General features: G+C 67.4%; 17 protein-coding genes, 1 tRNA gene and 2 pseudogenes. 10 read left to right on the forward strand and 10 right to left on the reverse strand.

The window, feature by feature from the left end; all coding sequences use genetic code 11:
- Positions 1-34 precede the first annotated feature (34 nt).
- Both ACG0Z3_RS20065 and ACG0Z3_RS20070 read right to left on the reverse strand, forming a co-directional pair.
- Complete coding sequence (locus tag ACG0Z3_RS20065) at positions 35-1,321, reverse strand: sensor histidine kinase (protein ID WP_394400912.1); 1,287 nt, start codon at positions 1,319-1,321, stop codon at positions 35-37.
- 55 nt (positions 1,322-1,376) lie between these two features.
- Positions 1,377-2,024, reverse strand: a pseudogene (locus ACG0Z3_RS20070) (response regulator); the annotation flags it as partial.
- 147 nt (positions 2,025-2,171) lie between these two features.
- On the opposite strand from ACG0Z3_RS20070, the gene ACG0Z3_RS20075 reads away from it, so the two are divergent.
- Together ACG0Z3_RS20075 and ACG0Z3_RS20080 are read left to right on the forward strand one after the other, a co-directional pair.
- On the forward strand, positions 2,172-2,936 hold the full coding sequence (locus ACG0Z3_RS20075) for a MipA/OmpV family protein (RefSeq protein WP_394400915.1): 765 nt from the start codon (positions 2,172-2,174) through the stop codon (positions 2,934-2,936).
- Positions 2,937-2,956: 20 nt separating this feature from the next.
- On the forward strand, positions 2,957-3,361 hold the full coding sequence (locus ACG0Z3_RS20080; protein ID WP_394400918.1) for an ester cyclase: 405 nt from the start codon (positions 2,957-2,959) through the stop codon (positions 3,359-3,361).
- Positions 3,362-3,510: 149 nt separating this feature from the next.
- Here ACG0Z3_RS20080 and ACG0Z3_RS20085 read toward each other — a convergent pair whose 3' ends face one another.
- From ACG0Z3_RS20085 to ACG0Z3_RS20120, 8 genes are all read right to left on the reverse strand, one after another.
- Positions 3,511-4,488, reverse strand: a complete 978-nt coding sequence (locus ACG0Z3_RS20085) for a family 43 glycosylhydrolase (RefSeq protein WP_394400921.1) — start codon at positions 4,486-4,488, stop codon at positions 3,511-3,513.
- Positions 4,485-5,918, reverse strand: a complete 1,434-nt coding sequence (locus tag ACG0Z3_RS20090; protein WP_394400924.1) for a nucleoside hydrolase-like domain-containing protein — start codon at positions 5,916-5,918, stop codon at positions 4,485-4,487. Before ACG0Z3_RS20090 ends, ACG0Z3_RS20085 begins: the two co-directional genes overlap by 4 nt.
- A gap of 72 nt (positions 5,919-5,990) precedes the next feature.
- Positions 5,991-7,976 carry a rhamnogalacturonan lyase gene (locus tag ACG0Z3_RS20095; protein WP_394400926.1) on the reverse strand — a complete coding sequence of 662 codons (1,986 nt, stop codon included), beginning with the start codon at positions 7,974-7,976 and terminating at the stop codon, positions 5,991-5,993.
- 8 nt (positions 7,977-7,984) lie between these two features.
- On the reverse strand, positions 7,985-10,414 hold the full coding sequence (locus tag ACG0Z3_RS20100) for a glycosyl hydrolase 115 family protein (RefSeq protein ID WP_394400928.1): 2,430 nt from the start codon (positions 10,412-10,414) through the stop codon (positions 7,985-7,987).
- A 5-nt stretch (positions 10,415-10,419) separates the two neighbouring features.
- Positions 10,420-11,415, reverse strand: coding sequence for a glycoside hydrolase family protein (locus tag ACG0Z3_RS20105; protein ID WP_394400931.1), 996 nt, complete (start codon positions 11,413-11,415; stop codon positions 10,420-10,422).
- Positions 11,412-13,259 carry a rhamnogalacturonan lyase gene (locus ACG0Z3_RS20110; protein ID WP_394400934.1) on the reverse strand — a complete coding sequence of 616 codons (1,848 nt, stop codon included), beginning with the start codon at positions 13,257-13,259 and terminating at the stop codon, positions 11,412-11,414. Before ACG0Z3_RS20110 ends, ACG0Z3_RS20105 begins: the two co-directional genes overlap by 4 nt.
- A gap of 185 nt (positions 13,260-13,444) precedes the next feature.
- Positions 13,445-16,582 (reverse strand): TonB-dependent receptor, encoded by a 3,138-nt coding sequence (locus ACG0Z3_RS20115; RefSeq protein WP_394400937.1) that lies wholly within the window; start codon positions 16,580-16,582, stop codon positions 13,445-13,447.
- A gap of 330 nt (positions 16,583-16,912) precedes the next feature.
- The gene (locus tag ACG0Z3_RS20120; protein WP_394400939.1) at positions 16,913-18,265 is read right to left on the reverse strand and encodes a TolB-like translocation protein; all 1,353 of its coding nucleotides are present in this window, start codon (positions 18,263-18,265) and stop codon (positions 16,913-16,915) included.
- 133 nt (positions 18,266-18,398) lie between these two features.
- On the opposite strand from ACG0Z3_RS20120, the gene ACG0Z3_RS20125 reads away from it, so the two are divergent.
- From ACG0Z3_RS20125 to ACG0Z3_RS23415, 8 genes and pseudogenes are all read left to right on the forward strand, one after another.
- Positions 18,399-20,060 (forward strand): rhamnogalacturonan acetylesterase, encoded by a 1,662-nt coding sequence (locus ACG0Z3_RS20125; protein ID WP_394400942.1) that lies wholly within the window; start codon positions 18,399-18,401, stop codon positions 20,058-20,060.
- Between the two features lie 26 nt (positions 20,061-20,086).
- A tRNA-Met gene (locus ACG0Z3_RS20130) sits at positions 20,087-20,163 on the forward strand.
- Positions 20,164-20,241: 78 nt separating this feature from the next.
- Positions 20,242-22,032, forward strand: coding sequence for a DUF6538 domain-containing protein (locus tag ACG0Z3_RS20135; protein WP_394400945.1), 1,791 nt, complete (start codon positions 20,242-20,244; stop codon positions 22,030-22,032).
- A 133-nt stretch (positions 22,033-22,165) separates the two neighbouring features.
- Complete coding sequence (locus ACG0Z3_RS20140; RefSeq protein WP_394400948.1) at positions 22,166-22,816, forward strand: AAA family ATPase; 651 nt, start codon at positions 22,166-22,168, stop codon at positions 22,814-22,816.
- Positions 22,789-23,049 carry a hypothetical protein gene (locus ACG0Z3_RS20145; RefSeq protein WP_394400951.1) on the forward strand — a complete coding sequence of 87 codons (261 nt, stop codon included), beginning with the start codon at positions 22,789-22,791 and terminating at the stop codon, positions 23,047-23,049. The genes ACG0Z3_RS20140 and ACG0Z3_RS20145 overlap by 28 nt, the downstream gene beginning before the upstream one ends.
- A gap of 165 nt (positions 23,050-23,214) precedes the next feature.
- On the forward strand, positions 23,215-24,288 hold the full coding sequence (locus ACG0Z3_RS20150; protein WP_394400953.1) for a ParB/RepB/Spo0J family partition protein: 1,074 nt from the start codon (positions 23,215-23,217) through the stop codon (positions 24,286-24,288).
- Positions 24,289-24,556: 268 nt separating this feature from the next.
- Complete coding sequence (locus ACG0Z3_RS20155; RefSeq protein ID WP_394400956.1) at positions 24,557-25,147, forward strand: hypothetical protein; 591 nt, start codon at positions 24,557-24,559, stop codon at positions 25,145-25,147.
- Between the two features lie 63 nt (positions 25,148-25,210).
- A pseudogene (locus ACG0Z3_RS23415) lies at positions 25,211-25,327 on the forward strand (IS5/IS1182 family transposase); the annotation flags it as partial.

The following is a 25,327-nucleotide window of genomic DNA, read 5'->3' on the forward strand; positions in this document are numbered from 1 at the left end:
CCGCTCAATCTAGGCGGCATGAATGAATCTGGACTTAGGGCAGATGCACCCGGGCGACCAGCCCGGTCTGTCCGTCGTCCCGGGCGCGCAGCTCGATGCGCAGCCCGTGCCGCAAGCCCGCCTGCCGCGCAATCGCCAGGCCCAGGCCGCTGCCGCCGGGCGGTGCGTCGGGCATGCGGAAGAAGCGGTCGAACACGCGCTCGCGCATCGCCTCTGGCAGGCCCGGGCCGCTGTCGACGACGTCCACCCACTGCGGCGTCAGCCGCAGCTCCACGTCGCTGCCCGGCGGCGTGTGGCGCAGCGCGTTGCTGATGAGGTTGTCGAACAGGCTGCGCAGATCGCCCTCCACGGCGTGCAGCACCACGGCGCTGTCGACGGCATCGACGAAGCCCATCTCCACACCGCGCCGGTCGGCTTCTGCCAGGCCCAGCGCGATGCTGGCCCGCAGCAGCTCGCGCAGCTCCAGCGCATGGGGCGGCAGGCTGGGTGCCAGGTCTTGCCGCGACAGGCTGAGCATCTGGTCCACCAGGTGGCTGGCGCGGCGCATGCCCTGCTGCAGCTGCTCGAAGTCGCTACCCGACGCCTGCAGATGCGGGCGCAGGTTCTCCAGCTGCAAGCTGAGCGCCGTCAGCGGCGTGCGCAGCTCGTGGGCGGCGTCCTGCACGAAGCGCCGCTGCGAGGCCAGCGCGCCACGCAGCCGCGCCAGCACGCCCTCGAAGGCCCGCACCAGCGGCTCGATCTCGCAGGGCACCTGCAGCTCAGCCGCCGCGCCGCTGTGTTCATCGCGCTGCGCCAGCTGCTGGGCGGAGCTCTGCAGCCGCTGCGACGCCCGCCCCACCACCCGCGCCAGCACGAACAGCGACACCGGCAACAGCAGCAAGCCCACCAGGCTGGCCAGGAAGGTGCGGCCACCCACCTCCAGCTTGCGGAAGAACAGGCTCTGGGCCACCTGCACACGCACCTCGCCAGCGCCCGCCGGGGCCGTGAACACGCGCCAGTGCTGCCCGTCGTCCGTCAACACCTCGTGCCAGCCCGGCGCGGCCTGCAGCGGCAGGCTCGCAGACGGCAGGCCGCTGGCGTGGCGCGCCAGGTCTTGCGTGCACCAGAGCTGCACGACGAATTCGCCGCCTTCGTGCACCTCCTCAGGCACCTGCGGCGGCATGGACTGGGCCAGGCTGGCGCAGGTGTGCGCCGCGTGGGAGCGCGCCAGCGCCTGCATCTGCCCATCCATGAAATGGAACACCGTCACCGCATAGTTGTCGGCAAACACCCAGGCCAGTCCGCCCGTCATCAGCAGTTGCAGCGGCAGCAGCCACAGCACCAGTTGGCCCCGCAGCGAACGCGGCCGGCGCAGGCGGAACCTCACGACGTGGCCTGCGCCAGCCCAGCCCGCGCACATTGCGAATGGCGTCGGCCCCGAGCTTGCGGCGCATGCCGTGGATGAGCACGTCGATCATGTTGCTGCCCACCTCCTCGCCCCAGCCGTAGATGCGCTGCTCCAGCTGCTCGCGCGACAGGATGGCGCCGGGCCGCTCCAGCAAGGCCCGCAGCAGCGCGAACTCCCGCGCCGTCAGCGCCTCGCGCTGGCCGCCGCGCAGTGCCTCACGGGTGTTGAGGTCCAGCTGAAGCGCGGCGCCCACGCCCAGCAGGGATTGCGCGGCGCCGCTGGCTCGGCGCAGCAGCGCCCGCATGCGCGCCAGCAGCTCGCCCAGCTCGAAGGGCTTCACGAGGTAGTCGTCGGCGCCCAGATCCAGACCGGCGATGCGATCCTCCACGCCGTCGCGCGCGGTCAGCACCAGCACCGGCGTCATCTCGCCGCGCCCGCGCAGCAGGCGCAGCAGGGCCAGGCCGTCCAGCCGCGGCAGGCCCAGGTCCAGCAGCACGCAGGCGTAGCCGCCATCGGCGAGCGCGGCACGAGCCGGTTCGCCGTCACGCACCCAGTCCACCGACCAGCCGGCCCGCGCCAGCGCCTGGGTCAGGCTGTTGCCGATCATCTCGTCGTCTTCCACCAGCAGTGCGCGCATGCGCGGCAGCTTAATCGGGCCGACTTAAGGCTTCGTGAGGATGAACGCCCGGTCCGGCCCGCCACGGGCACGGTGGCTAAGGCATGGCTAAGTCGCGGCTTCTAGCCTGCGCAGCGTTGACTGACTCATTCCTTCAAGGACGCTCCCATGCATGTCTGCGCCTCCCTCCTCGCCACCTCGCTGCTGACGGCCCTGCCGGCGCTGGCCCAAGCCAGCCCGCCCGAGGCCGGGCCGCCCGACTCGGTGACCATTGCCGGCCTGGGCGGCGGCGCGGTGCGCGAGCCCTACCGCGGCATGAAGACCCGCACCCGCGTGCTGCCGCTCTTGATCTACGAGAACCGCTGGGTGTCCGTGGCGCTGCCCACCGTGGACGTGAAGCTGGGCCACACCGGCCCTGTGAGCTGGCGGCTGCGCACGCGCTTCGGCTTCGACGGCTACAAGGCCAAGGACTCGGCCTTCCTCGCCGGCATGGCGCGACGCAAGGAAAGCCTGTGGCTGGGCAGCGCCGCCATCTGGGACGCCGGCCCGCTGGGCGAGCTGTCCGTGGAAGCCGTCGCCGATGCACTGGGCCACAGCAAGGGCCGCGTCTTCGCGTTGCAGTACGAGAAGCGCTTCGAGTTCGGCGACCTCGCCGTCACGCCCCGCGCCGGCCTGCGCGGCGTGGACCAAAAGTACGTGGACTACTACTTCGGCGTACGCCCGACCGAGGCCCTCACGGGCCGGCCTGTCTATGTCGGCGACTCGGCCACGCAGGTCGAAGCCGGCCTGCGCCTGACGTATGCGACGGGCAAGAACGAGATGCTGTTTGCCGACCTGTCGGGCCTGAAGCTGGGCCGACCGGTGGAGAACAGCCCGCTGGTGGAGCGGCGCTACCAGGCAAGTGTGTTTGCGGGGTGGTTGTATCGTTTCTGACCCGCCCAGAACAGTCCGCCATGCCCACCACCTGGCCCGCCCACATCTGTCAAACCAACCACGCCGTGCTCGAACAAGGCCGGCACGAGGCGATTGCCGATTTTTTCGCACCGGGCTATGTGGCGCATGTGTCGGGCCAGACGAGCAAGGGGCATGACGCGGTGTCGGGCGTCATCAACGCGCTGCGCCGCGCGGTGCCCGAGCTGACGGTGAACGTGGAGATCCTGGTCGAGGGCGAGGATCGAATCGCCTGGCTGCGCACCTGCCGAGGCACGCAGTCGGGCCCGTTCAAGGGCTTCCCGGCCAGCGGCAAGACGCTGGTATGGCACGACATGGTGGTCAGCCGCTTCGAGAACGGGTTGATCGCCGAGGAATGGGTGGTGACGGACCTGGCGGAGCGGCTGCTGCTGGCGCGCAAGGGCTGAGCAGCTGTAGCGGGCGGGCGGGCCTCGCCCCGCCGATGTGGCCGGTGTGGTGCTTCACGCCAGCGGCGGGTCATGACCCGCCCTACGGCAGCGCCACCGCCTGACTGGCCCGCGTGTCGACCTGCCGATAGACCGTCATGCGCGCACCCTCAGCGACCGCCCATCCGCGTGGCGAAGTCGCCCACACCTTGCTGCGTCCGCTCCACCTTGCGGATGGTGCCGTCCTCGTTGAAGTGCAGGTACTCGGCCGTCACATGGCGCTGCTTCTTGTTCGCGCAGGCCGCACCGGGCGTGTCCAGCCAGCGGTGATAGAACAGCAGCCACTGGCCCTGGTACTCCACGATGGAGTGGTGGTTGTTGGCGTTGTTCTCCTGCTCCATGAACACGCCGCGATACGTCCACGGGCCGGTGGGCGAGGTGGACGTGTAGTAGGTCAGGATGCGGTTGTGCTCCGGCATCGTGAAGTAGTAGAGGCCCTTGCGCTTGAACACCCACGGCCCCTCCATCGGCGGCTCATAGCCGCCCATGTCCATCGGCTGCAGCTCGGTTTTCAAGCCGCGCATGTCGTCGGCCATCTCGGCCACGAGGTAGTTTTTTCCTGAGGTGCGGCTGTAGAGGTAGGCGCGGCCGTCGTCGTCGATGAACAGCACCGGGTCGTTCGCATAGGGCTTGCGCCACAGCGGCGCGCCGATCATGTCCTTGAAGGGGCCGGCGGGGTTGTCACTCTCGGCGATACCGATGCCCATCCACTTGGTGCTGTTCTTGGGGTTCTGGCGGTCCTTGATGCCGGTGCCGGCCGGGAAGACGAGGTAGTACTTGCCGTTCTTGTAGGCCGCATCGGGCGCCCAGGCGTAGTCGTTGGCCCAGGCCAGGTCCTTCACCGACAGCACGGCGCCGTGGTTCGTCCAGTTCACCAGGTCGGTGGACGAGAAGGCGTACCAGTCCTTCATGTGGAAGTCGGCCTGGCATTCCTCGTCGTATGAGGTGTAGAGCCACAGGCGACCGTCCTTCCACACATGGGCGGACGGGTCGGCGGTGCGCAGGTCTTGGCCGAGCTTGAGCGGGTTCTGGGACTGGGCCGACGTGGCAACCAGCAGCGCAGCGAGGACGACGGACCAGAGCTTCATGGTTCCACTTTCACGATGACGCGGCGGTAGCGCGTGAGGCGCGGTGTGCCGTGATCGGTCACGGCCAGGATGATGTGCATCGTCCCCGTGCCCGGCGGCATGACGCGCTGGGCCGGCACGACGAAGGAGACGTCGCGCTGGTCGAAGCCGCGGATGTCCAGCGGCTGGCCGGAGCGGCCGCTGGAGACGGTGAAGCTGCCGGCCTCGCCGTAATAGAACCATTCGTAGGACAGCGCATCGCCGTCGGGGTCGCTGCTGCCGGCGGCGCTGAGCTTCACGGTATCGCCGCGCCTGACCGTCAGCTCATCGGCGTGCGCGAGCTTGACGACCGGCGGGTGGTTGGCCTTGGCATAGGGCTGGGTCGTCCAGTCCATGCGCGCGGCGAAGTCGTTCTGCACGGCGGCACGCCAGCGCCACAGCGTGGCCTGGTTGCTGGTGTGCCAGCGGCCATCGGCGCCGCGCACTTCGTCCACGGCGTCGGCCCACATCGGGCGGGTCTCGGCGGCCAGATGCCATTTCTGCTTGCGCGGCGTGTAGTGCTCGTAACGCCCACCCCAGCCGCCCCAGTCCGGGTGCTCCGGGCTGTTCAGGCCGTTGTCGATCAAGCCCAGGAAGCTCGGCGTGTCGCCCTCCATCATGAACTCGATGTGCGGGTACTGTGCGCCCAAGGGGCCCTTGTTGCGGCGCAGGTGGCGGTCCACCCAGGCGTTGTCGACCAGCGTGGGATCGGCGCCAACGAAGCGGCCATGGAAGTGGTCACCGCCCATCGCTGACCAGGTGGCGTGGTGGTAAGCGCCGCCGGGGTGAAAGCCAGGGCTGGCAATGTAGAACAGCCCGGGGAAGGTCTTGCGTATCCAGGGCCCGGAGTCGTCCTGGTCGGAAATGGCATAGACACGCAGCTTCGCGACAAAGCGGTCCACCGCCTCGGGCGAGCGCGTGGCGCGCACGGTCCACAGCGCCTGCGCGAGCACGTTGGGGCCGCCCCAGACGGGTACCCACAACGGGCGCGGGTCGGCGCGGTCGACAGCGGCGATCAGCGCCTCGGACCCGGCCGAGTCCAGGCCCTGCCCCACGGCCTGCATGCCATAGTCGGGTCGGCCTTCGCTGACGACGGCCAGCAGCTGTTGTGCCGTCGGGTAGCCCGGCTCGTGCAGCAGCAGGTTGGGCTGAACCTGGCCATAGGCAGTCAGGATCTCGCGGATGCGCCAGGCCGCCGTCTTGCGCGGCTGGTGCACGGACGTGGTGGCCACCAGGCCCTCGATGTCGAACTGGTTGGCGTAGGTCAGCAGGCGCACCAGCGACTGCGCATCGTCGGGTTCGTTCTCGATGTCGGTCAACACGAAGACGCGCAGCTTGCTGCCCTGTGCGGCGGCGGGCACAGCCAGGCTGAAGATCAGCGTGAGGAGCCCAAGCAGGCGCAGCAATGTCATCGGTCGACCTCGTTGAAAAACAGCGCGGCGCGCCGGTGGCTGACGCTACCCCAGCCGGTCACCCGCCTGCGATCACTGCTTTCCCGCAGCCCCCTTGGCCCCGGGCACGACGATCTGCGGCACAGCCGGCTCCTTCATGCCGTGGCCCAGCTGGAAGCTCGGGTAGGGCGGCTGGTTGTAGGCCGTGTTCTGCCACGCGATGGCCACGCGGTACTGCGCGTCATGCATCAGCGTGACCAGACGCCGCTCGGTCGCATGGGGCGTGGTGTAGATGCGCAGGAACTTCTCGTCGGGCGTGCGCCAGACCACCTCCTCGCGCCAGTCGCCCAGCAGGTCGGCCGACACGACCGGCACGTTCTTCGTGCCATTGCTGTGCACCACGCCGCTGGCCTCCAGCAGCGTGGTGGACTTGCCCGCCGTCCAGTCCCACTTGTTGATGCGGTTGCGGTCGAACAGTTCGCGCAGCTCGTCGCCGTCCCACCAGACCAGGAAGCTCTGCTCGCGCGGGCGCTTGACGCCGGGGATGGGCTGGCCTTGCGCGGTGTAGAGCACGTCCTGGTTGGTGGCCCAGGCCTCGGCGCCGGGGAAACGCGGGTCGATGTCGGCGGCCACGCCGCGGCCGGTGTCCTGCGTTGCAGGTGTGCTCCACAGCAGCTTGCCCGTGCGTGCGTCCAGCATGGCGGCGCCGATGCCGCCGTTGTGCCTCACCACCTCGTGCACGCCGAACTTCTCCAGACCAGGGTTGGCGGGGTCGAGATCACCCACGCCCATCGCATCGCCATGCAGCAGGCCGGCACTCCACAGCCCCTTGCCGTTGTCGTCCACGGTCATGGCGCCGTAGATGATCTCGTCGCGGCCGTCACCGTCCACATCGGCCACGCTGAGCTGGTGGTTGCCCTGGCCGCCGAACGCGGCATTGCCTGGCTCGGCGCTGTCGAAAGTCCAGCGCCGGGTCAGCTTGCCGTCACGCCAGTCCCAGGCGGCCAGCGCCGTGCGACCGTAGTAGCCCCGCGCCATGATGATGCTGGGCCGCTCGCCGTCCAGGTAGGCGGTGCCGGCGAGGAAGCGGTCCGAGCGGTTGGCGTAGCCGTCGTCCCAGACCTCCTTCATCTGCGCAGCGGTCGGCGCATCGGTGCGCGGATCGCGGCCTGGCCAATAAGGTTCGCTGGCCAGCGCCTTGCCGGTCAGGCCGTCGAAGACGGTCAAGAACTCCGGGCCTTTCAGGATGCGCCCCTGCAAAGGCGCGACGAAACCGCCTTCGGGCTGCGGCTTGCCGCCAGTGCGGTCGGTCGACGGCACCTCGCCGCCGGCCTCGCGCCAATCTGCGTTCGCATCGCCCAGCACGCGGCCGGTGCCGTCCACCGTGCCGTCGCTGGTGCGTACGGCCAGTTCGGCACGGCCGTCACCGTCGTAGTCATACACCTGGAACTGTGTGTAGTGCGCGCCGGCACGGATGTTCTTGCCGAGGTTGATGCGCCACAGGCGCTGGCCGTCCAGCCGATAGGCATCGAGGATGACCGGCCCGGTGTAGCCGTGGAAGGCGTTGTCCTTGGCGTTGGTCGGGTCCCACTTCAGGACGATCTCGTAGCGACCGTCGCCGTCCAGGTCGGCCACGCTGGCCTCCTGGGCCGAGTAGGTGTAGGCCTCGCCGGACGGCGTGACGCCGCCCTCGGGCTGCTGGATGGGGAGGTTGAGATAGCCCTGCGCCCACACCTTGACCGGTGCGCTTGTCTCGGTTTCCTTACCGTCGACGCGCGTCTTGACGGTGTAGGTCGACTGCGGCGTGCCATCCTTGTCGACGAAGTTGGTGCCGCCACTCAGCGGCTGCGCATTGAGCTTGCTGCCATCACGATAGACGTCGAAGGCAGTCTTCGGCGCATCGTTGGCCAGCAGGCGCCAGCTGACAAGCACGCCGCCGTCAGCGGCGGGCACGGCGACAGCGCCGCGGTCCAGCGCCTCCATCCAGCGCGGCGCGGCGGCGGCGGTCGTGGCGAGGCCAAGGGCTGCCGCGCTCAGCAGCAGGGCATGGGGCAGACGGCGCTTGAATTGCTTGGTCATGTTCAGCTTCATGGTTGGGTCTTGCACGCACCGGGCAGCAGCTCGGCACCGTCAAACATCAGGTCGCGCTGCTGTGCGCGCAGTTGCAGGTTGAGCGGGCCGCTGCGCTCGGGCAGCGTCACCGACGCCGGCAGCCGGTTGTTGAGCACACCCTGGGCCCAGGCGGCGTCCTGCGGGCCGCGCGGCCAGCGCAGCGGCAAGGTCTGGCCGTCCAGCAGTACATCGGCGGCCCAGGCCTCGCCCGGGGTGGCGGTGTAGCTGGGCAGCACGTGCACGCGCAGGCAGTTGGGGCCGGGCGCGGTGCCGGGGGCGGCGATGTCCAACGTGGCGCCCGGCTGGCGGGCGGCCAGCACGCCATTGCCACGACCCAGGCCGGGCACGCGGCGCCAGGCGGCGTTGTCCGTCACGCGCAGCGCAGGTGCGACGGGTTCGAGCAGCGGCAGCGGGGCCAGGTCGGCACTGGCCCGGGTCAACTCGGTCAGCGCGTCAGGCGCCGAGCCCCCGAGGCCAGGTGCGGGCAGCAGCGGCGCGATCTGGCGGTAGCTGGTCCACAGCCCGTCGGCGGGCTCCTCGGCCAGGATACCGGCCCAGCGGCCGGCGTTGTAGCGCGCAGTCAAGGCCTTGAGGCGCTGATCGGCGCGCACGGCTTGCGCGGCGAAGGCGCGGGCACCGGCTGGATCTCGCTCCAGCGTGGCGGCGTAGCGCTCCAATGCGAAGAAGCGCTCGTTGGCCAGTGCCGAGGCGCGCACCGGGTACTCGACGAGCTGGAAGAACGCCGCCTGCTGCGCCGCCGCGACGCGCGGGCGCACTGCGTCCAGCCGAGCCAGCAACGCGGCGAATCGGTTCAGCCGTTCGTGCACCGCAGCCAGCGGCCAGCCGCTGCGCTTCATGCGTTCACCGGCCAGGTGAAACTGCAGGTGCTCGGGGCGGCGCTCGAAGTTGACGCGGTAGTGGCCGTCCCAGATGTCGCTGATGTCAGCCATGCCAAACAGCTGCTGCGCGAGATGGCGCAGGTAGTCACCCTGCCCCTGGGCACGCACGGCAGCCGGGTTCCAGGCCAGGTCGAACCAGTGGCTGAGGTTGACCTCGTGCGGCTTGATATCGCCCGCGTTGACCACCCACAGCTGACGCGCGCCGGCCTCGAAGGCGCGGCCCATCTCCTCGGCCACCAGCGCGGGCGGCGTGGTGTCCAGCCACAGGTAGGACAGCGGCGCGCCGAGGTAGCTCAGGTGGTAGTAGATGCCGGAGCCGCCAGAACGCCTCGATTGAGCGGCATCGGGGAACTGACGGATATAGCCGAAGTTGTCATCGGGCCAGACAAGGGTCACGTCGTCCGGCAGCGCCAGGCCGGGCAGCAGCGGCAGCACTTCCTTGTAGGGCACGAAGATCTGCGGCGTGGTCGTCGGGTCGCCCACGTGCTGGCGGATCAGCTCGCGCTGGTCGGCGATCAGCCCGTTCAGCAGCGCCTGCTTCTCGGCCACCGTGCCGCCGCCCTGCATGCCGGAATCGTGAATGCCGCGCATGCCCAGCGTGAACAGGCTCTCGTAGCGGCCGTTGGTCTTCAGCCGCTCGGCCCAGTAGTCGCGCACTTTCTGCGGGTGGGTGGCGTAGTTGTACTGGTCGTGCGGCGCCTTCCATTCCGACACGTTGTTGCGCAGCATGGGCTCCGCGTGCGAGCTGCCCATGACGATGCCGTAGCGCTGTGCCAACTCGGCGTTCTTCGGGTTGTCGTTGAACGCTCGGGAGACCTGGTGCATGGCCGGCCACAGCGTGTTGGCCTTCAGGCGCAGCAGCAGGCGGAAAACCTGCTCATAGGTCTTGGGCCCGATGTTGCGAGACTCTGGTTCGAAGGTGTTGGCAGCCCAGGGGTGCAGGCCCCAGTCCTCGTCGTTGATGAACAGGCCCCGGTACTTCACGGCAGGACCGTCCTTCAGCGGCTCACTGAGCGACAGGTGCAGCGGGCCACGCTGGCGCGGCGCGAGGTCGGCCCACCACACCCACGGCGACACGCCCAGCGCCTGGCTCAGCGTGTAGACGCCGTAGGCCGTGCCGCGACGGTCGGCGCCCGCGATGACGAGGGCCTGCTTCACGCCCGGCGCCGGGTCGCGCAGCACGGCGATGCGGAAGCACTCCCAGCAGTCCTTCAGGGCGCCGAGGCCGAGCCGCTCGGCCTGCGCATCGATCTGCGCATGGCGGCCCGCGGTGCCGACCCAGATCTGCACAGCGCCTTGGGTGGCCGTGCGCAGGCCCAGGCGCTTCAGGTCGCCGGCCAGGTCTTGCGTGACGAAGGCCTCCAGCGGGTCGGCAGACGGGCTGCCGACGATGACGACGCCGTCCAGCGGCAAGCTACCGGGCGTGGCGCGCGTGGACACGTCCAGCCCGGCCTGGGCAAGGCCGGCCAGCATCAGCAGGTACAGGGACGTCAGCAGCTGGCGCATGGGAGTCACCGGGCCTTGAAGGCCGCGCGCAGGTCAGGCGGCGGCGCGTTGCGGTCGACGTGGAGCCAGCCGTCCTTCAGCGTCAGCTCGGCGGCCTGGATGACGGTGCGCTGGTGCCAGCGGTCGTCGGTCTTCGCCTCGGGCTCGCCGCTCTGGTGCGTGAAGTAGAAGAGGTAAGCCCGGTCGTCCACGACGGTCACGCCGGGGTGTTGACCCTTGGCGCGGTCGGTGGGGTGGTCGCCGATGCCGGCCAGCAGACGCGTGGGTTGCTCCTCCCAGGTCTGTGCGTCATCGGAGCGCAGCACCAGCAGGCCCTTCCACAGGTCGGCCACCAGCCACCACTTGCCGCCGAACCGGAACACCGTCGGGCCTTCGCCCGGCAGGTGGCTGACGGGGCCGCGCACGGTCCAGGTCTTGAGGTCGGGGCTGTCGGCCACCTTGAGCTTGCTGCCGGCCTGCTCGTCCTTGAACCACATGCGCCAGCCGCCCTGCGGCGCGCGGATGACGGACGCGTCGATGACCTTGGGCGAGCCCAGGTCCACGCGGCCGGCGCAGGTCCAGGTGCGCAGGTCGGTGCTGGTGAGGTGCTCGATGCGGCGCTCGCCCGTCCAGCTCTTGTGGATGCCAGGCACGATGGTGAGCCACAGGTGGTAGAGCCCGTCAAACTCCTGGATCTCGGGGGCCCACAGCGTGACGCCAGTGCATTCGGCAGGGAACTTCGCCTCGCTGTCGAAGGTCCAGCGGTTGCCATCCTGCGTGGTGGCGATGCCGATGGGCGTGGCGTGCACCCAGCTGACATCCTTGGGGTCGTCCAGCCGCAGCGTGGCGCGGCGGTTCGTGTAGAACATTTCCCAGCGCTTCAAGCCCCGGTTGAAGACGAGGGACACGTCGGCCGCGCCGTCCAGGGTGGGGTCGCGGTAGAGCGGGCGCGGCGCGGGTTCAGGGGCGCTGGCGCAGCCTGCCAGCGCAGCCAGCAGCGTGAGCGTGGCGATGAGCTTCATGGCGTGACCTTGATAGGCAGGGGGCGGGGCGTCTTCATCGCCGCGCCGAGGTGGTAGCTGGTGTGCGGCGGCTGGTTGTAGCCGGCGTTCTGCGCTGCCACCTGCACGCGGTATTGCGGGTCGTGCATCAGCGTGACGAGACGGTGCTCGCTCGGGAGGCCGGTGGAGAACACCAGCAGCGCCGTGCTGTCCTCGTTGCGCCAGACGACCTCCTCGCGCCAGTCGCCCAGCAGGTCGGCTGACAGCACCGGATTGCCCTTGGTGCCGTTGTTGGACGCGGCGCCGAAGGCCTTGCCGCTCAGCAACGGCTCGAACTTGAAGCTGGCCGGGTTCCACTTGTCGATGGCGACATGGTCCAGCGACTCGCGCAGCAGGTCGCCGTCCCACCAGGCAGCGAAGTTGTAGCGGTTGGGGTGCTTGTCGCTGATGAGCTTGCCGCTGGCGTTCATCAGGCCACCCACATTGCCCCAGCACTCGGCGCCCGGGTGCGCGGGATCGATGTCGAAGCACACGCCGCGGCCCACGTCGGTGTTGTTGCCGGACATGCTCCATAGCACCCGGCCGGTCGCGCCGTCGTGCATCTCCAGGCCATGCGCGCCGTAGCAGCGCGGGCTCTCGTGCACCATGAAGACCTGCTGACCCTCGCGATCCGGGTCGTGATTGCTGACGTGCAGCGCGTCGCCATGGCACAGACCGGTGCCGTAGAGCAGCTGGCCGGTGCTGGCAATGGTGGCGGCGCCGTAGATGATGTCCTGCCGGCCGTCGCCATCCACATCGGCCACCGAGAACCAGTGTGCGCCCTGCCCGGCCGCGGGCTTGCTGGCGGCATCACGGTCGCTGTCGAACACCCAGCGTTGGGTGAGCTGGCCGCCACGCCAGTCCCAGGCCGCAATGACGGCCCGCGTGTAGTAGCCCCGCGCGAACACGGCGCTGGGCCGCTGGCCGTCCAGATAGGCCACGCCGGCGGTGAAGCGGTCCACGCGGTTGCCATAGCGGTCGCCCCAGGCGCCCACGTCGCCGCGCGGCGGCGTGTAGTCGGTGCTCGCCATTGCGGCCCCGGTCTGGCCGTTGAAGACGGTCAGGAACTCCGGCCCGGACAACACATAGCCGCCCTCGTTGCGAAAGTCGGCCTTGGCATCGCCGATCACCCGACCGGTGCCGTCCACCGTGCCGTCGGCCGTCTTCATCATGACCTCGGCACGGCCGTCGCCATCGAAGTCGTAGGCGACGAAGCTGGTGTAGTGCGCTCCGGCGCGGATGTTGGGGCCAAGGTCGATGCGCCACAGCCGCGTGCCGTCCAGCCGGTAGGCGTCGAGCAGCGTGTGGCCGGTGTGGCCGCGGTGCGAGTTGTCCTTGGCGTTGGTGGGCTGCCACTTGACGATGAGCTCGTACTGGCCATCGCCGTCGACGTCGGCTGGCGAGCCGTCGTTGAGCTGGTAGGTGTAGGCCACGCCATCGGGCGTGGTGCCGCCCTCGGGCTTGTGCACCGGCACGCGCAGGTAGGGCTGGGCCCAGGGTGCGGTGGCTGCCGAGGCCGGCTGCTCGCGGCCGTCGATGACGGCGCGCACCGTGTAGAGGCTGTCGGCTCGGCCCTGCACGTCCGTGAAGTTGGTCAGCGCCTGCGGTGCGCCGTTGAGCCGCCTGCCATCGCGGTAGACGTTGAAGCGCACGCTGGCCGGCTCGTTGCCCAGCAGCCGCCAGCTGACGAACACGCCCGACGGCGCGCTCAGCGCGACCACGCCGCGGTCGAGCTTCTCGACCTGCAGCGCATCGGCATGCGCCAGGCCAGCCACAGCCAACAACAGGCCGCAGGCCAGCTTGGAGATCGGTGAACGCATCGTCATGTCTATGTTCCTTCCATCGTCACGCAGCCGTCGTGCCAGTGCAGGTGCTCAGGCCGCCCAGACCGCCCGCGTCCAGCGGGGCGGTCTGGGCGAGGGGCACCATCCATAAAAAAACGGCCTCTTGCGAGGCCGGGCACCTGATGAACAGGCGCAACAGGATTGGCCGCTCAGGCCAGGCCCGGAGATCAGAGCTTGTAGCCCAGCGTGACGTAGTAGCGACGGCCCGACCACGCCAGCTCGTTGGGGCGCGACAGGTCGCCCGCGTAGGTCAGCTCGGCCTGGTCGGTGAGGTTCTTGCCCTCGACCGACAGCGTCAGGTTCTTGGTGGCCTTCCACTGCAGCTTGGCGTCCAGGTAGCCCGTCTTGTCGCGGAAGTTCGGATTGCCCGACACGTCGTTGCCACCGGTGTAGTACTTGTCGCGATGGTGGTAGGCCAGGCGCGCGTTGAACTCACCGTCGTCAAACCACAGGCCCAGGTTGTAGGCCAGCTTGGACATGCCCGGGTAGGGCAGCACAGTGTTGTCCAGCGGGCTGATCAACTCGTTGCCCTGCGCGTAGCTGAAGCTCATGCGCGTGACGTTGGCATCGACACCAAAACCACTGAGCCAGCCTGGCAGGAAGGACAGCGCGGTGCGACCAGCCAACTCGATGCCCTGCGTCTTGGCACCCTTGCCGTTGATGGACTGGGTCACATCGAACAGACGGCCGTCACCGAAGTAGTCGACGCCCCGGATCACAACATTGCGGCGGATGTAGGTGTCGATGTCGGTACGGAAGGTCGCCAGACTGACCTGGGTGTCGCGGCTGGGGTAGTACTCCAAGCTCAGGTCGTACTTGGTGGCGCGATAAGGCTTCAGATCAGGGTTGCCGGCCGAGCAATCATCCGTGCCATCGCCACCACGCGATGAAAGGCCACTGCCCGTCGTACAAGTCACGTTAGGCGCCAGCAGGTCGATCGCAGGACGCGACATGACCTTGGCCCAGCCGCCGCGCACCAACAACTGGCCGTTGAGCAACTGCAAGGTGCCGTTCAAGCTAGGCAACACGTCGTTGTAGCTGCCGCTGGCCGCCACGACTGCGTTGCTGTTGACAAGTGCCGAGCAACTCGTCAGGGCGGTGGGGTTGCAGGTGCGATCGGTGCGCACGCCAATGGCGGAGAAGTCCGTGCGCGCGTAGCGCAGGCCGACATTGCCGTCCAACGGCAGCCCTGCGATTTCGGTACCCCAATCCAAGCGGACATACGCGGCCTTGACCTTCTCGCTGACATCAAACAGCGGGTTCTGCGCGTAGGTCTTGCCGTCGCTGCCAGGCGTCTGATAGAGATTCTGGTGGTTGAACGCGCTGGTATCGAAGAAGCCCGACTGCACAGCGGCGCTGTAGCTCGGCGACATCCAGCCCGCGGGCAGGCCAGCGGCGTCGCCATACCCGCCAAAGAAGGTGCCAGGCGAGCTGCTGCGCAGCGCGTTGATGACCTCCTGCATGCGCGCGCCGTTCACATATGAGGTCCTGTTGCCGCCGTTGATGAAGGTCTGCGTGTCATTCGGGCGCTGAGCGGTACCGGCATACAGCGGGTCGAAGATGAGGGTCTGGTTGACGTTGGCCGAGCGGGTGCTGATGTCCCCCACCTCGTCGGTGTTGGTCAGGGAGCCCTCGTTCTTCACGACGAAACCACCGCCAGTGAAACGACGCGCACTCGCGTCAGTCGCCTGCCCGCCGAACCACACGCTCTGGAAGAAGCTGTGATCGAGGTTGTATTGGAAGTCCAGCTTGGCCTGGCGCTCACGGTTGAGCGTCGCCTCCGGACGGTACTGCAGCTGCGCCTGCACATACGAGGTCGCGCTGTCCGGGCTGTAGCCTGTCGGGAACGTGAACTGCGGCAGGCGGTTTCCATCCAGCTTCACCACCAGGCCAGGCGCGTTCTGCGTCAGCACGATGTTGTTGCTCTCGCTCTTGTAGTCGGACTTGGAATCACCCAGCAGCCCCTCGACACGCCAGCGGTCATTGCGGAACTTGAAACCTGCGGTCGTGTACTTGGACTCGATGTCCAGCGCGAAGTCACGGGCCGAGGTGCCGAAGGCCCCCTGGCCACCCTGGCCAGCCGCGTTCAGGCAGTTGCCCACCGTGTACTGCGTGACATGATGGTTTTCCACCACCATGCCCGCCGGCGTGCCTGCAGCCACCGACCCACAGGTACCCGCCGTCTGTACCGTGCCGTCAGCACGATAGACAGGCGCCGCGCCACCACTTGCCAGCCGGTTGACGGCTGAAAAGTCAGTGCCGAAGTTCATGTCGTTGAGCTTCTGCGCCTGGGTGTTGACCTGGTGGCTCACATAGGCGTCGAAGTCCTTACTGAAGCGGTACTGCGCCGTCACCTCCGCAGTGCTGCGCTTGTGGTCTCGCGCCCAGATGCCGTAGCGCGAGATGCGCGGCGAGTAGTCGAACCACTGCGCGTTGCAGGGCGCTCGGTCGGCCGCCGCCAGTGAGGCACAGCCACCAGGCGTCGTCACCGCCGCTGCATTGGCATTCAGGCTGGTCACCGTCTTCTCGGCGGAGCCATCCCAGTCGCGCAGGAAGCTCCACGAGGTATTGCGGGCAAAGTCGCCACGCGTGTGGACGTTGTCGTAGACCAGGTTGGCCATCACGCCCAGCTTGCCGTCCAGGAACTTGTCGGCAAGCAGCAGCGAGGCCCGCGGCTGCGCGCCACCGCGCAGACTGCCCTGCTCGGCAGACAGCGAGGCCGCGACTGTGCGCTTCGTGAAATCCAGCGGCTTGCGCGTGTTGATGCGCACCGTGCCACCCACGCTGCCCTCGGCGACGTCGGCGGTCGAGCCTTTCACCACGTCGATGGACGCAATCAACTCTGACGCCAGCTCGCGCAGTTCAGCACCGCGGCCGGCGCCGCCGTTTGAGCCCAGCACGCGCATGCCGTTGATCTCGACGCGATTCAGGTCAGGCTCGACACCCCGGATGGACACCTGCGAGCCTTCGCCGAACTCGCGGCTGAGCTGCACGCCCGTGATGCGCGACAGCGCCTCGCCGACGTTCTTGTCGGGGAACTGGTCAATGTCTTCCGCAATGATGCTGTCCTGCACCGTGGACGCGTTCTTCTTGCGATCGATGGCGCTCTGAATGGAGCGGCGAATGCCGGTCACAACGACGGTTTCGAGCTGGTTGGCGTCGGTCTTGGCGGGCGAGGCCGATGCCGCGGCGGCAGGCGCTGCGACCTGCTGAGCCTGGGCCTGGCCAGCCAAGGCGGCCGAGATGGCGATGGCAAGGGGAGACCAGCGCATCACCGGCGCGTGGCGGGAATTCAACTTCAGCATTGGGTACTTCTCCTGAAACTCATCGAGGCGGCACTGGATGCCTTGTTATTTATGCCCCTGCGATCAAGTCTAGGCGGCGAGATTCCCGAGCCCTCAGGCACGCACCAAAGAATCACAGCACTGATTGCTTGACCTCGTAAAAACCCTGATTCGGTGCGTGGATCGCTCAAATCCTTGCGCAATCAAGCACTTTGCTGCGCGACAGCACGCACCGAGGCGGTGCGATCACGACAGCAACGACACCCTCAGCGAATATCGGAAATACACCACGAATATTCCCGAATATTCAAATTCGCGCGACCGCATTCGTGGTCGCCATTGAATTGATGTTTATTTCCTGTCCAGCCAAGATTGCGGCACCGGCACGATGCAGATACTCATCTCGCGGCCATCAGCAGCCAGCATCGCCGACTGGATCTGGAACTTCTTGCCGTCCGGACTGAAGGTGGGGTGGGGGTGGTCCCGCGCCGTGTCCTTGTGGCCGGTGGTCAGCATCACCATCTCGCGCGTGCGGCGGTCGATCAGATAGAGGCTGCGACTGAAGTCGTCGCCGACGGCGAAGCGCCCGTCCGGCGAGCCATGCACATGCCACAGCCCACTGCCCGAGGGCGTCTGGCCAGCGATGGTCATCTCGCGCGTGCGCAGGTTGATGATGGCCAGGCCCGTGGGCTTCTCGCGCGTGCCGGTGTTGCCCCAGCCGTCTTCCTGGCCGGGGTTGGCGCCTTCCACCGCCGTGCCCGGCGCACGCTTGGGGTCCTGCACGCCGGGAATGGGCCGGTGGCCCATGATGGCCAGTGCCACCTCATCCTTGCCAATGAAGGCCTCGTGCGTGACCCACTCGTACGGCGCCTCGGGGTAGAGCGGGCGCAGGCCGCTGCCGTCGCCCTTGACCGTCCAGGTGCGCTGCGGCGACTTTCCACCGGTCTCCCAGCTGAACACCAGCTCGCCCGGGTTCCAGCTGTTGCTCTGGATGTGGCCGATCTGAAACGGCACCGAGACGACGTGTTGCACCTCGCCCGTCTTCACGTTGATCTTGCCAATGGCATGCGGGCCGGCACCCATCTTGCGCGGGCCGAACGCCGGCTCGGGCTTGGTGCCCGCCGGCAACCGGGCGCCGGCATAGGCTTTGCCCTGGATGCGGAAGTAGAACCACTGGCCGTCGGCGTCCAACGCGTTGTCGCCATAGGCTTCCAGCTCGGCAGGCAGCGTCGCGAAGATGCGCTGGTAGGCGCCGGCCGGCTTCATCGTTCCGGCCTTGCTGTCGGCGAACACGCGGTCCAGATCCACCTCGACGGCCTGGCGGATCTTGTCGTTGCCGCCGGCCGGATCCTTGCGCAGGAAGTACAGCCGGTTGCCGCCCGACTGCGCGAGGTTGAGCATGCCTTCGTAGCCGCCTTCGGTGACCTGCACCATCTCGCCGCTGGCCTCGTTGACGGCGATGGCCTCGCCCTTCACGCGGTTGGAGCGAAACACCAGCCACTGACCGTCGGCCGTCCACTGCGGGTGGCTGGGGTAGATCTTGGCGTCGCCGCGCGGCTGCGTCGTCAGGAAGGTCAGCGGCGTGCCGGTGACGGGGTCGTTGACGACCTTCTTCTCCGACGGGAAGCGCTGGCCGATCTGGGCCCAGGCGGGCGCCACAGCGATCAGGACGGCCAGCAGCAGGGAGGTCTTGCGAAAGGACATGGTGAATTCCCAGTTCAAGGTGGCGGCACTCTAGGAGCCGCCACGTTGCTGCATGTTGCTGGCCGCCAATCGCTCAAGAACTTGCGTCATCGCAGCCGGCGCGTGGAGCCCGGCTGCTCCTAGCATGCGCGCCATGACCGCCCTGCCCACCCAGCGCCTGACCCGCCGCCTGCTGGCGTCGCTGCTGTTCACCCTGCCCCTGGCCCCGCTCCAGGCCCAGGAATTCACCGCCACCACCGACCCGGCCCGCGCGCAGGTGACGCTGCCGGAGCCGGCCAACCCGGCCCTGCCCTCGCTCATCCTGATCGGCGACTCCACCGTGCGCAACGGCCGCGACGACGGTCAGGGCAAGGGGGCCGAAGGCCAGTGGGGCTGGGGCACCCCCATCGCCCATTACCTCGACACCAGCAAGATCAACGTCGTCAACCGCGCCGTGGGCGGCCTCTCCAGCCGCACCTACCGCAGCAGCGGCCACTGGGAGCGCACCAAGCCCTTCATCAAGCGCGGCGACTGGGTCGTCATGCAGTTCGGCCACAACGACGCCAGCCCGGTGAACGACAACAGCCGTGCGCGCGGCGTGCTGCGCGGCACCGGGCCTGAGAAGGAAGACATCAACAACCTGCTGACCGGCAAGCCCGAGACGGTGTTCACCTACGGCGCCTACCTGCGCGGCTACATCGCCGAGATCCGCGCCGCAGGTGCCACGCCGGTGGTCGCGTCGCCCGTCATCCGCAAGCGCTGGGAGGCCGACGGCGTGACCGTCACGCGCGCCGGCGGCAACTTCGCCGGCTGGGCCGCCGAGGTCGCCAAGCAGGAGGGCGTGGCCTTCATCGACTTGAACGAGTGGGGCGCCAAGCGCTACGAAGGCCTGGGCAAGGCCGTGGTCGCCACCCTCTTCCCTCCCGACCCAGAGACCGTTCACACCAACTGGCTGGGCGCGGCGGTGAACGCCCAGCTCGTGATCGCCGGGCTGCTGCAGAACAAGGTGCTGCCGGAAGACGTCTACAAGCAGCGCTTCGCGCCGGACGGCAGCGACGACCGGCCGGTCGTGGATGCCCGCAAGGTCAAGGTCGAGGCCCCGCGCGACGCCAAGCTGCCCAGCATCGTGCTGATCGGCGACTCCACAGTGCGCAGCGGCGGCCAGAACGGCGCCATCGGCTGGGGCGAGCGGCTGGCGCCGCTGTTTGACACGCAGCGCGTCAACATCGTCAACAACGCCATCGGCGGCCGCAGCAGCCGCACCTTCTTCACCGAAGGCCGCTGGGCTTCGGTGCTGGAGCAGCTGAAAGCCGGTGACTGGCTGCTGGTCCAGTTCGGCCACAACGACGGCGCCCGCATCGGCGACCCTGCCGGCAAGAACCGCGGCTCGGTGCCCGGCCTCGGCGACGAGACCGTGGAAGACACCCGCCCCGACGGCAGCAAGGAAGCCGTGCACAGCTTTGGCTGGTACCTCAAGCGCTACATCACCGACGCCCAGGCCAAGGGTGCCAAAGTCGTCGTGCTGTCGCCCATCCCGCACAAGGACCGCTGGAAGCCCGAGCAGCCGCGCGACTTTGAGAACTACGCCGCCTGGGGCGAACAGGTCGCCCGGGCCCAGGGCGCGCACTTCATCGACCTGACGCTGCTGGTCGCCCAGGCCTACCGCGCGGTTGGCGCCGAACGCGTCGACGGCTTCTTCTCCGACGCCCGCACGCACACCAACGACGTCGGCGCCCGCTTCAACGCCGAGCGCGTCGTGGAAGGCCTGAAACGCCTGCCCGACAACTTTTTTCAGAACCTTCTTGTCAGACCCTGAAAACTGCGCTTAGAATAGCGGGCTTAGGCGCTTTAGCTCAGCCGGTTAGAGCGACGGAATCATAATCCGCAGGTCCGGGGTTCGAATCCCTGAAGCGCCACCAAAATGTCGAGAAGCCCCGTGAGTCAAGCACTTGCGGGGATTTTTTCGTTGGCCGGGTATCCACTTGAGGTATCCACCTTTGGCCGCAAAAACCTCCCGCCTCGCAAAGAATCGCCACGGCACCTACTGCCTGCGATGGATTGTTCCCGCCGGCATGCGGGCCGATGGCTCGCCGCGCGAGATTCGATTCTCGCTGCGCACGACCGATCCCGGTGAAGCGCGCATCCTGGCGCTCGAATTCAATCTGCTGCTGGAGCGCGTGCGTGCAGCGACACGCGCCAAGCAGCGCAGCGCCGGCATGAAGGCGCCGCTGACCGTCACCATCGGCGAAACGCAATGGAACATCCGGGATGGCCAGGGCAGACACCAGTTCGACCAGCTGCTGCGTGACAGACCGGAACTCCGCCAGGCCCTGCTGGCGACGGTCGAGGACGGCGTGGCTCCCGTCGAGGCCGCCGCAGCCCTGGTGCAGCAAGCCACACCGGCCATCATGTCGGCGGCCCACCCCGCCAATCCGGTCCTGCTGAAGACGGCGATCGAGCTCTTCGAACAATCTCGCCCCACGCTCAATGGCAATCGCCGCGGCACCGCCAGCGAGAAGCGTCGGACGATGGATCTGCTGCAGGTTCATCTCATCGCCCGCCGACGCCCATCGCAGTTGATCTACGTTCACGACATCCGCCGTGACGAGCTGATCGACTTCGTGACCGAATATGCCCAACGCCCGGCGAAGGCCTGCAGCGATGGCGCAGCTTCGAAAACGAAACCCTTCGCGCACGACGCCAACGGCAACGATGGCTTCGAGACCCTGTCTCCGCGCACCGTGATCAAAGCCATCGGCCACCTCGAGAATTTCTATGCCTACGCCGTCGGCAAGAGCTGGGTAGCGGCCAACCCGATGGACGCGGCCTTCCACGGCGCAACAGAAGGGCTGCGCAAGGGTGCTGCCAGCGCCAAGCGCAGCAACAGCTACCAGTCCTTCACCGATGCCGAGCTGGCCCTGATCTTCGATCCGGTCCGTTACCTGGAAAACATGCGCGCCGCTGATGACTTCTGGTCGCCCTTGATCGGCGCCTACCTCGGGGCCCGGCTGGCGGAGATCGTGACGCGGCAGGCCTCCGACATCCGCTTCTCGCCCGAGCACGGCGTCTATCTGCTGAGCGTGAACGACGACGCCGGCGCGGAAGGCGGACCGCGCGCCAGGGCCAAGAACAGCAACTCGGTGCGCCATGTCCCGCTTCCGCAGGCGCTGATCGACCTCGGCCTGATCGACTATGTCGATCACGTGAAGGCACTCGGCGCCACGGCGCTGTTCCCGCACCGCGAGCTCAACGACACGCGGCAGAACGACCCATCCAAGCACGTCAGCCGGACCTTCGGCGAGCATCTGGATTCCATCGGCATCACCTCGCCGGACAAGGTCTTCCACAGCTTCCGGCACACGGTCATCACCCGGCTGCACGTGCACGGAACGCCAGTCGGCGACGCCGAGCTCATCGTCGGCCACGCTGCGCAAGACGCGCACGTGCGACTGAGCAGCGCCTCGGGCCAGTTCGGAGGGCAGTCGTCCACGCACCTGAAGACCTATGTCAGCGCAGGCTCATATGCCCAGGGCTCGCTGCACGCTCGCCTCAAGGCGCATCAGGAAAACAGCCTGCACTACCCGCTGGATTTCGAGCGGCTGCGCGAGGCAGCCCGCATTGTTCAAGCGCTGACCATCAAGAAGCGCGATGGCAGCTTCGTGTCGGGCTGGCACACCAACAACCGCGTGGTCGGCCAAGCCATGCTGGATCGGCTCGCGGCAACTCCGAGGAACGCGGTGAACCGATCTGCCGCTCCTCAGCCCGGCCTGCGCGGCCACACCCCATGAAGAGCCTTGAAATTCCCATCCATGCAAGGAAGCCGACGATCGTCGGACTCATCCCGCCCAGGCGCTGCCGGGCCAGCAACAGTGATGACATGGCGACGTGCCTTCATGTCATCACGTCACCAAAGGAGCAGTCATGCTGACCATCGCCGTGTTCTCTCAGAAAGGCGGCGCGGGCAAGTCGACCCTGGCCGTGCATCTGGCCGTCGCCGCCAGCCGGTCGATGAAGGTCATCCTGGTCGATGCCGATCAGCAAGCCACCGTGGCCAACTGGGCGGCCGACCGCAAGCAGCCCTCCCCCTTCATCGCCCGCGCGGAGCCGAGCTCCATCGAGCAGTTGCTGGCGGCTGCGCGGGATGAGGGCTTCGACCTCGCGGTCATCGACTGTCCGCCCCATGCCGCACCAGGAACGGCAGCGCTGCTGCGCGCCGCCGACCACATCGTGATCCCGAGCCAGCCCACCATGCCGGACCTGGCAGCGACCGCTCGATCGGTGGCGCTGGCGCGTGCCACGGGCAAGCCGCATTCCTTCGTCATCAACCGTGCACCGACCCGGGCGCCAGAGGTCGCCCAGACCATCGCCGCGCTGAGCACTGGCGGCGTGGTGTCACCGATCGTGATCGGCGACCGATGCGCGTTCTCGCGCGCCCTTGCCGATGGGATCGCAGTCACCGAATGCGCCTCCGGCAGCTCGAAGGCGGCCGCCGAGATCACCGACTACTGGACCTGGTTGTCCGAGCACATGAGGAAGGAAGAAACATGGCAAACCCAGCAAGCAGCGGCCTGAGCAAGTTCGCGGTCAAGCCCGCGTCCGATGTCACGGCCTCATCTGACACCGCCTTCGTGCCTACCCGCGGCAAGAATGAACGCGTCGGCATCGCCGTGCGCCTGAGCCGGGCCGACTGGCACAGCGCGACCGAGCTCGCAATGAGGGAGAAGACGTCGCTCCAGCGCCTGCTCGTGGCCGGCCTCAGCGAACTGCTCAAGCAGCGCGGTCTGCCGCCACTGAAGGGAGATTGAGCTCGGCAGCCAATGTGATGACATGGTGACACGGTGGCATGCCACCACATCGTCATGTCATCACCGCAGGAGCGCAGGCAGCGCGCTGCCTGCGATTGCACGCTCGGCGCGACAAATCTCCTTCGACTCGCCAGACTGTCCTCTCTCGAAGCCCGCCCCAACCCCATGACCGAAGCAGCAGACCCAAGCAGCGCCATCGCGTCACCATCAGCTGGCGCGCCAGCCACGGCCGCCAGCGCAGGCCTGGCCCCGCGTCGTCCAGGCACGCGACTGGAACAAGCCGTGCGCGGTGCCGCTCGCTCAGCGATCAAGCGGGGTGAGGCAATCGTCCAGATCCGGACCACGATCAAGCTCGGCAAGGCCCGATCGGCACCCAAGCACTCGCCCATCGAGCATCAACCCGTGCTGCGTCTCGACCCCGCACAGATCGTGCTGTCCCGCTGGGCGCCTAGACAGGAGCAGAGCTTCAACAACAGCGAATTTCTGAAACTGAAGGAGAGTATTCGACATGACGGCGAAAACCAGATCCCCATCCTTGTCCGCCCCCTGCCCTCGATCGCCAGCGCTGCAGGCCTGCTCCACTTTGAGCTCGCCTACGGCCATCGCCGCCTGCGCGCCTGCCGGGAGCTCGAGCTTCCCGTCCGGGCCATCGTCGAGGAGCTCACCGAAGGCCGGCTGGTAGAGCGCATGCACGCGGAAAACCGCGAGCGCGCCAAGCTGTCGGCCTACGAGGCCGGCTTGTTCTACAAGCGCTTGCTGGAAGCCAAGTTGTACGCGAGCCAGCGAAAGATGGCCCAGGCCCTGGGCATCGACCAGGCAGATGCCACACGGAAGATCTGGCTCGCCTCCTTGCCGGCGGACTTCATTCAGGTCTTCAAGTCGCCGCTGGAGATCAGCTGCGACGACATCAGGCGGCTCCAAACGGCATGGAGACATGATGCTGCGGGCTTGCAGGCTCAGGCGCTGAAGGTTCTTGACGTTGAGGGGCCTCTGCCGGCAAGACAGGCCGTCGGGCGACTTCTCTGCGGCGCGGGACCACCAGTCGGTGATGGAGGCTCCATCACCAGCGGCTTCTGCCCATCACCCAGCCTGAGTGTTGATAGCCGCGCCGTCGTCGAGATTAGGGAAGCCGGACCTGATGGCGTGACGTTCAGAGTCAATGCACGCTTTGCAAGAACCGACCTCGAGGATCTGATGCTACAGGTCGAGGAGTTCGTGCAGTCGATGCGCTGCGTCTGATACTACCCGTCACTGGTTCGAAGACCGCCGCCCGACAGACAGAGATGCGTTTTCGCCCATCGGCAGCCGCGGCCTATCCCCCCGCCGACGGCCTACCGATCATTAATTAATTTGGCACAACCCCGCGCCAGCCGAAGACGTCCATGCCTGCCTTCATCAACCCTATGGAGAGGCCGTCCCGACTCGATGTGCACTTCGGGTATCAACGTATATCCCAGCGACGGATGGCCGATGACAGTCCTCTCAACTAGAAAAAGGGAGAACAGCCATGGTTACGCGCGGAGTATTTCGTTCGAACTTCCTCATAGTGATGCTGGCCGGGGGAGCCTACACGCAGGCGCTCGCCCAGAGCAGCACCGGCACGCCGGCCACGCCGAGTACAGAATCCTCAACGGCGGCGGCCTACCAACGGTTGAAGGCGAACCTTTACGAGGCCAAGAAAGCTTTGTTCAAAGCAGAGGAAGTTGTGTCTCCAAAAGCAAACTCGCTGCGGCAGGAGATGCAAATCCTGTTCAAAGAGTTCGATTGCCAGCTGCCGGCCGCAGTCCAGGAAAGGATTAAGGCGACAAACCCCTCCGGCTACATTCCCCCGGACCTGGACAGCAAGCTGTTCCCTCCACACGTCGAGCAGCTAAAGTACACCGCGATCAACGGTCAGTCTGCCGCTGCAGCTCTGGCCTCGGTGCAGTTCGCCCCAACCGCCCCAGCAATGCTGCCAACCAGCGTTCGGCTGAAAAGCTCGAGTATCTATGCCAAGCTCAACCCCTTCGGGCTAATCGACAAGAGCTCCGATGCGGTCATCTACACCATGGATTGCTCGGGCTATCTGACTTCCACCTTCAACTTAGGGCTACGCTGATTAAGGTCCGCCTTCCGGGTTGATCTGGTGGCAATGCTGGCACCACTTCGAGATCATGCTGGCATGAAGCAAGCAACCTTGGCAGCGGCAGCCGATCAAGGCGCGGAGTTCGAACGATTCCGCAGGCCGACGCGGCGCGACGTGTTCCTGCAGACGATGGACACCATCGTGCCGTGGGCC

The organism is Pelomonas margarita (assembly GCF_043555875.1).
Taxonomy (GTDB): Bacteria; Pseudomonadota; Gammaproteobacteria; order Burkholderiales; family Burkholderiaceae_C; genus Pelomonas; species Pelomonas margarita.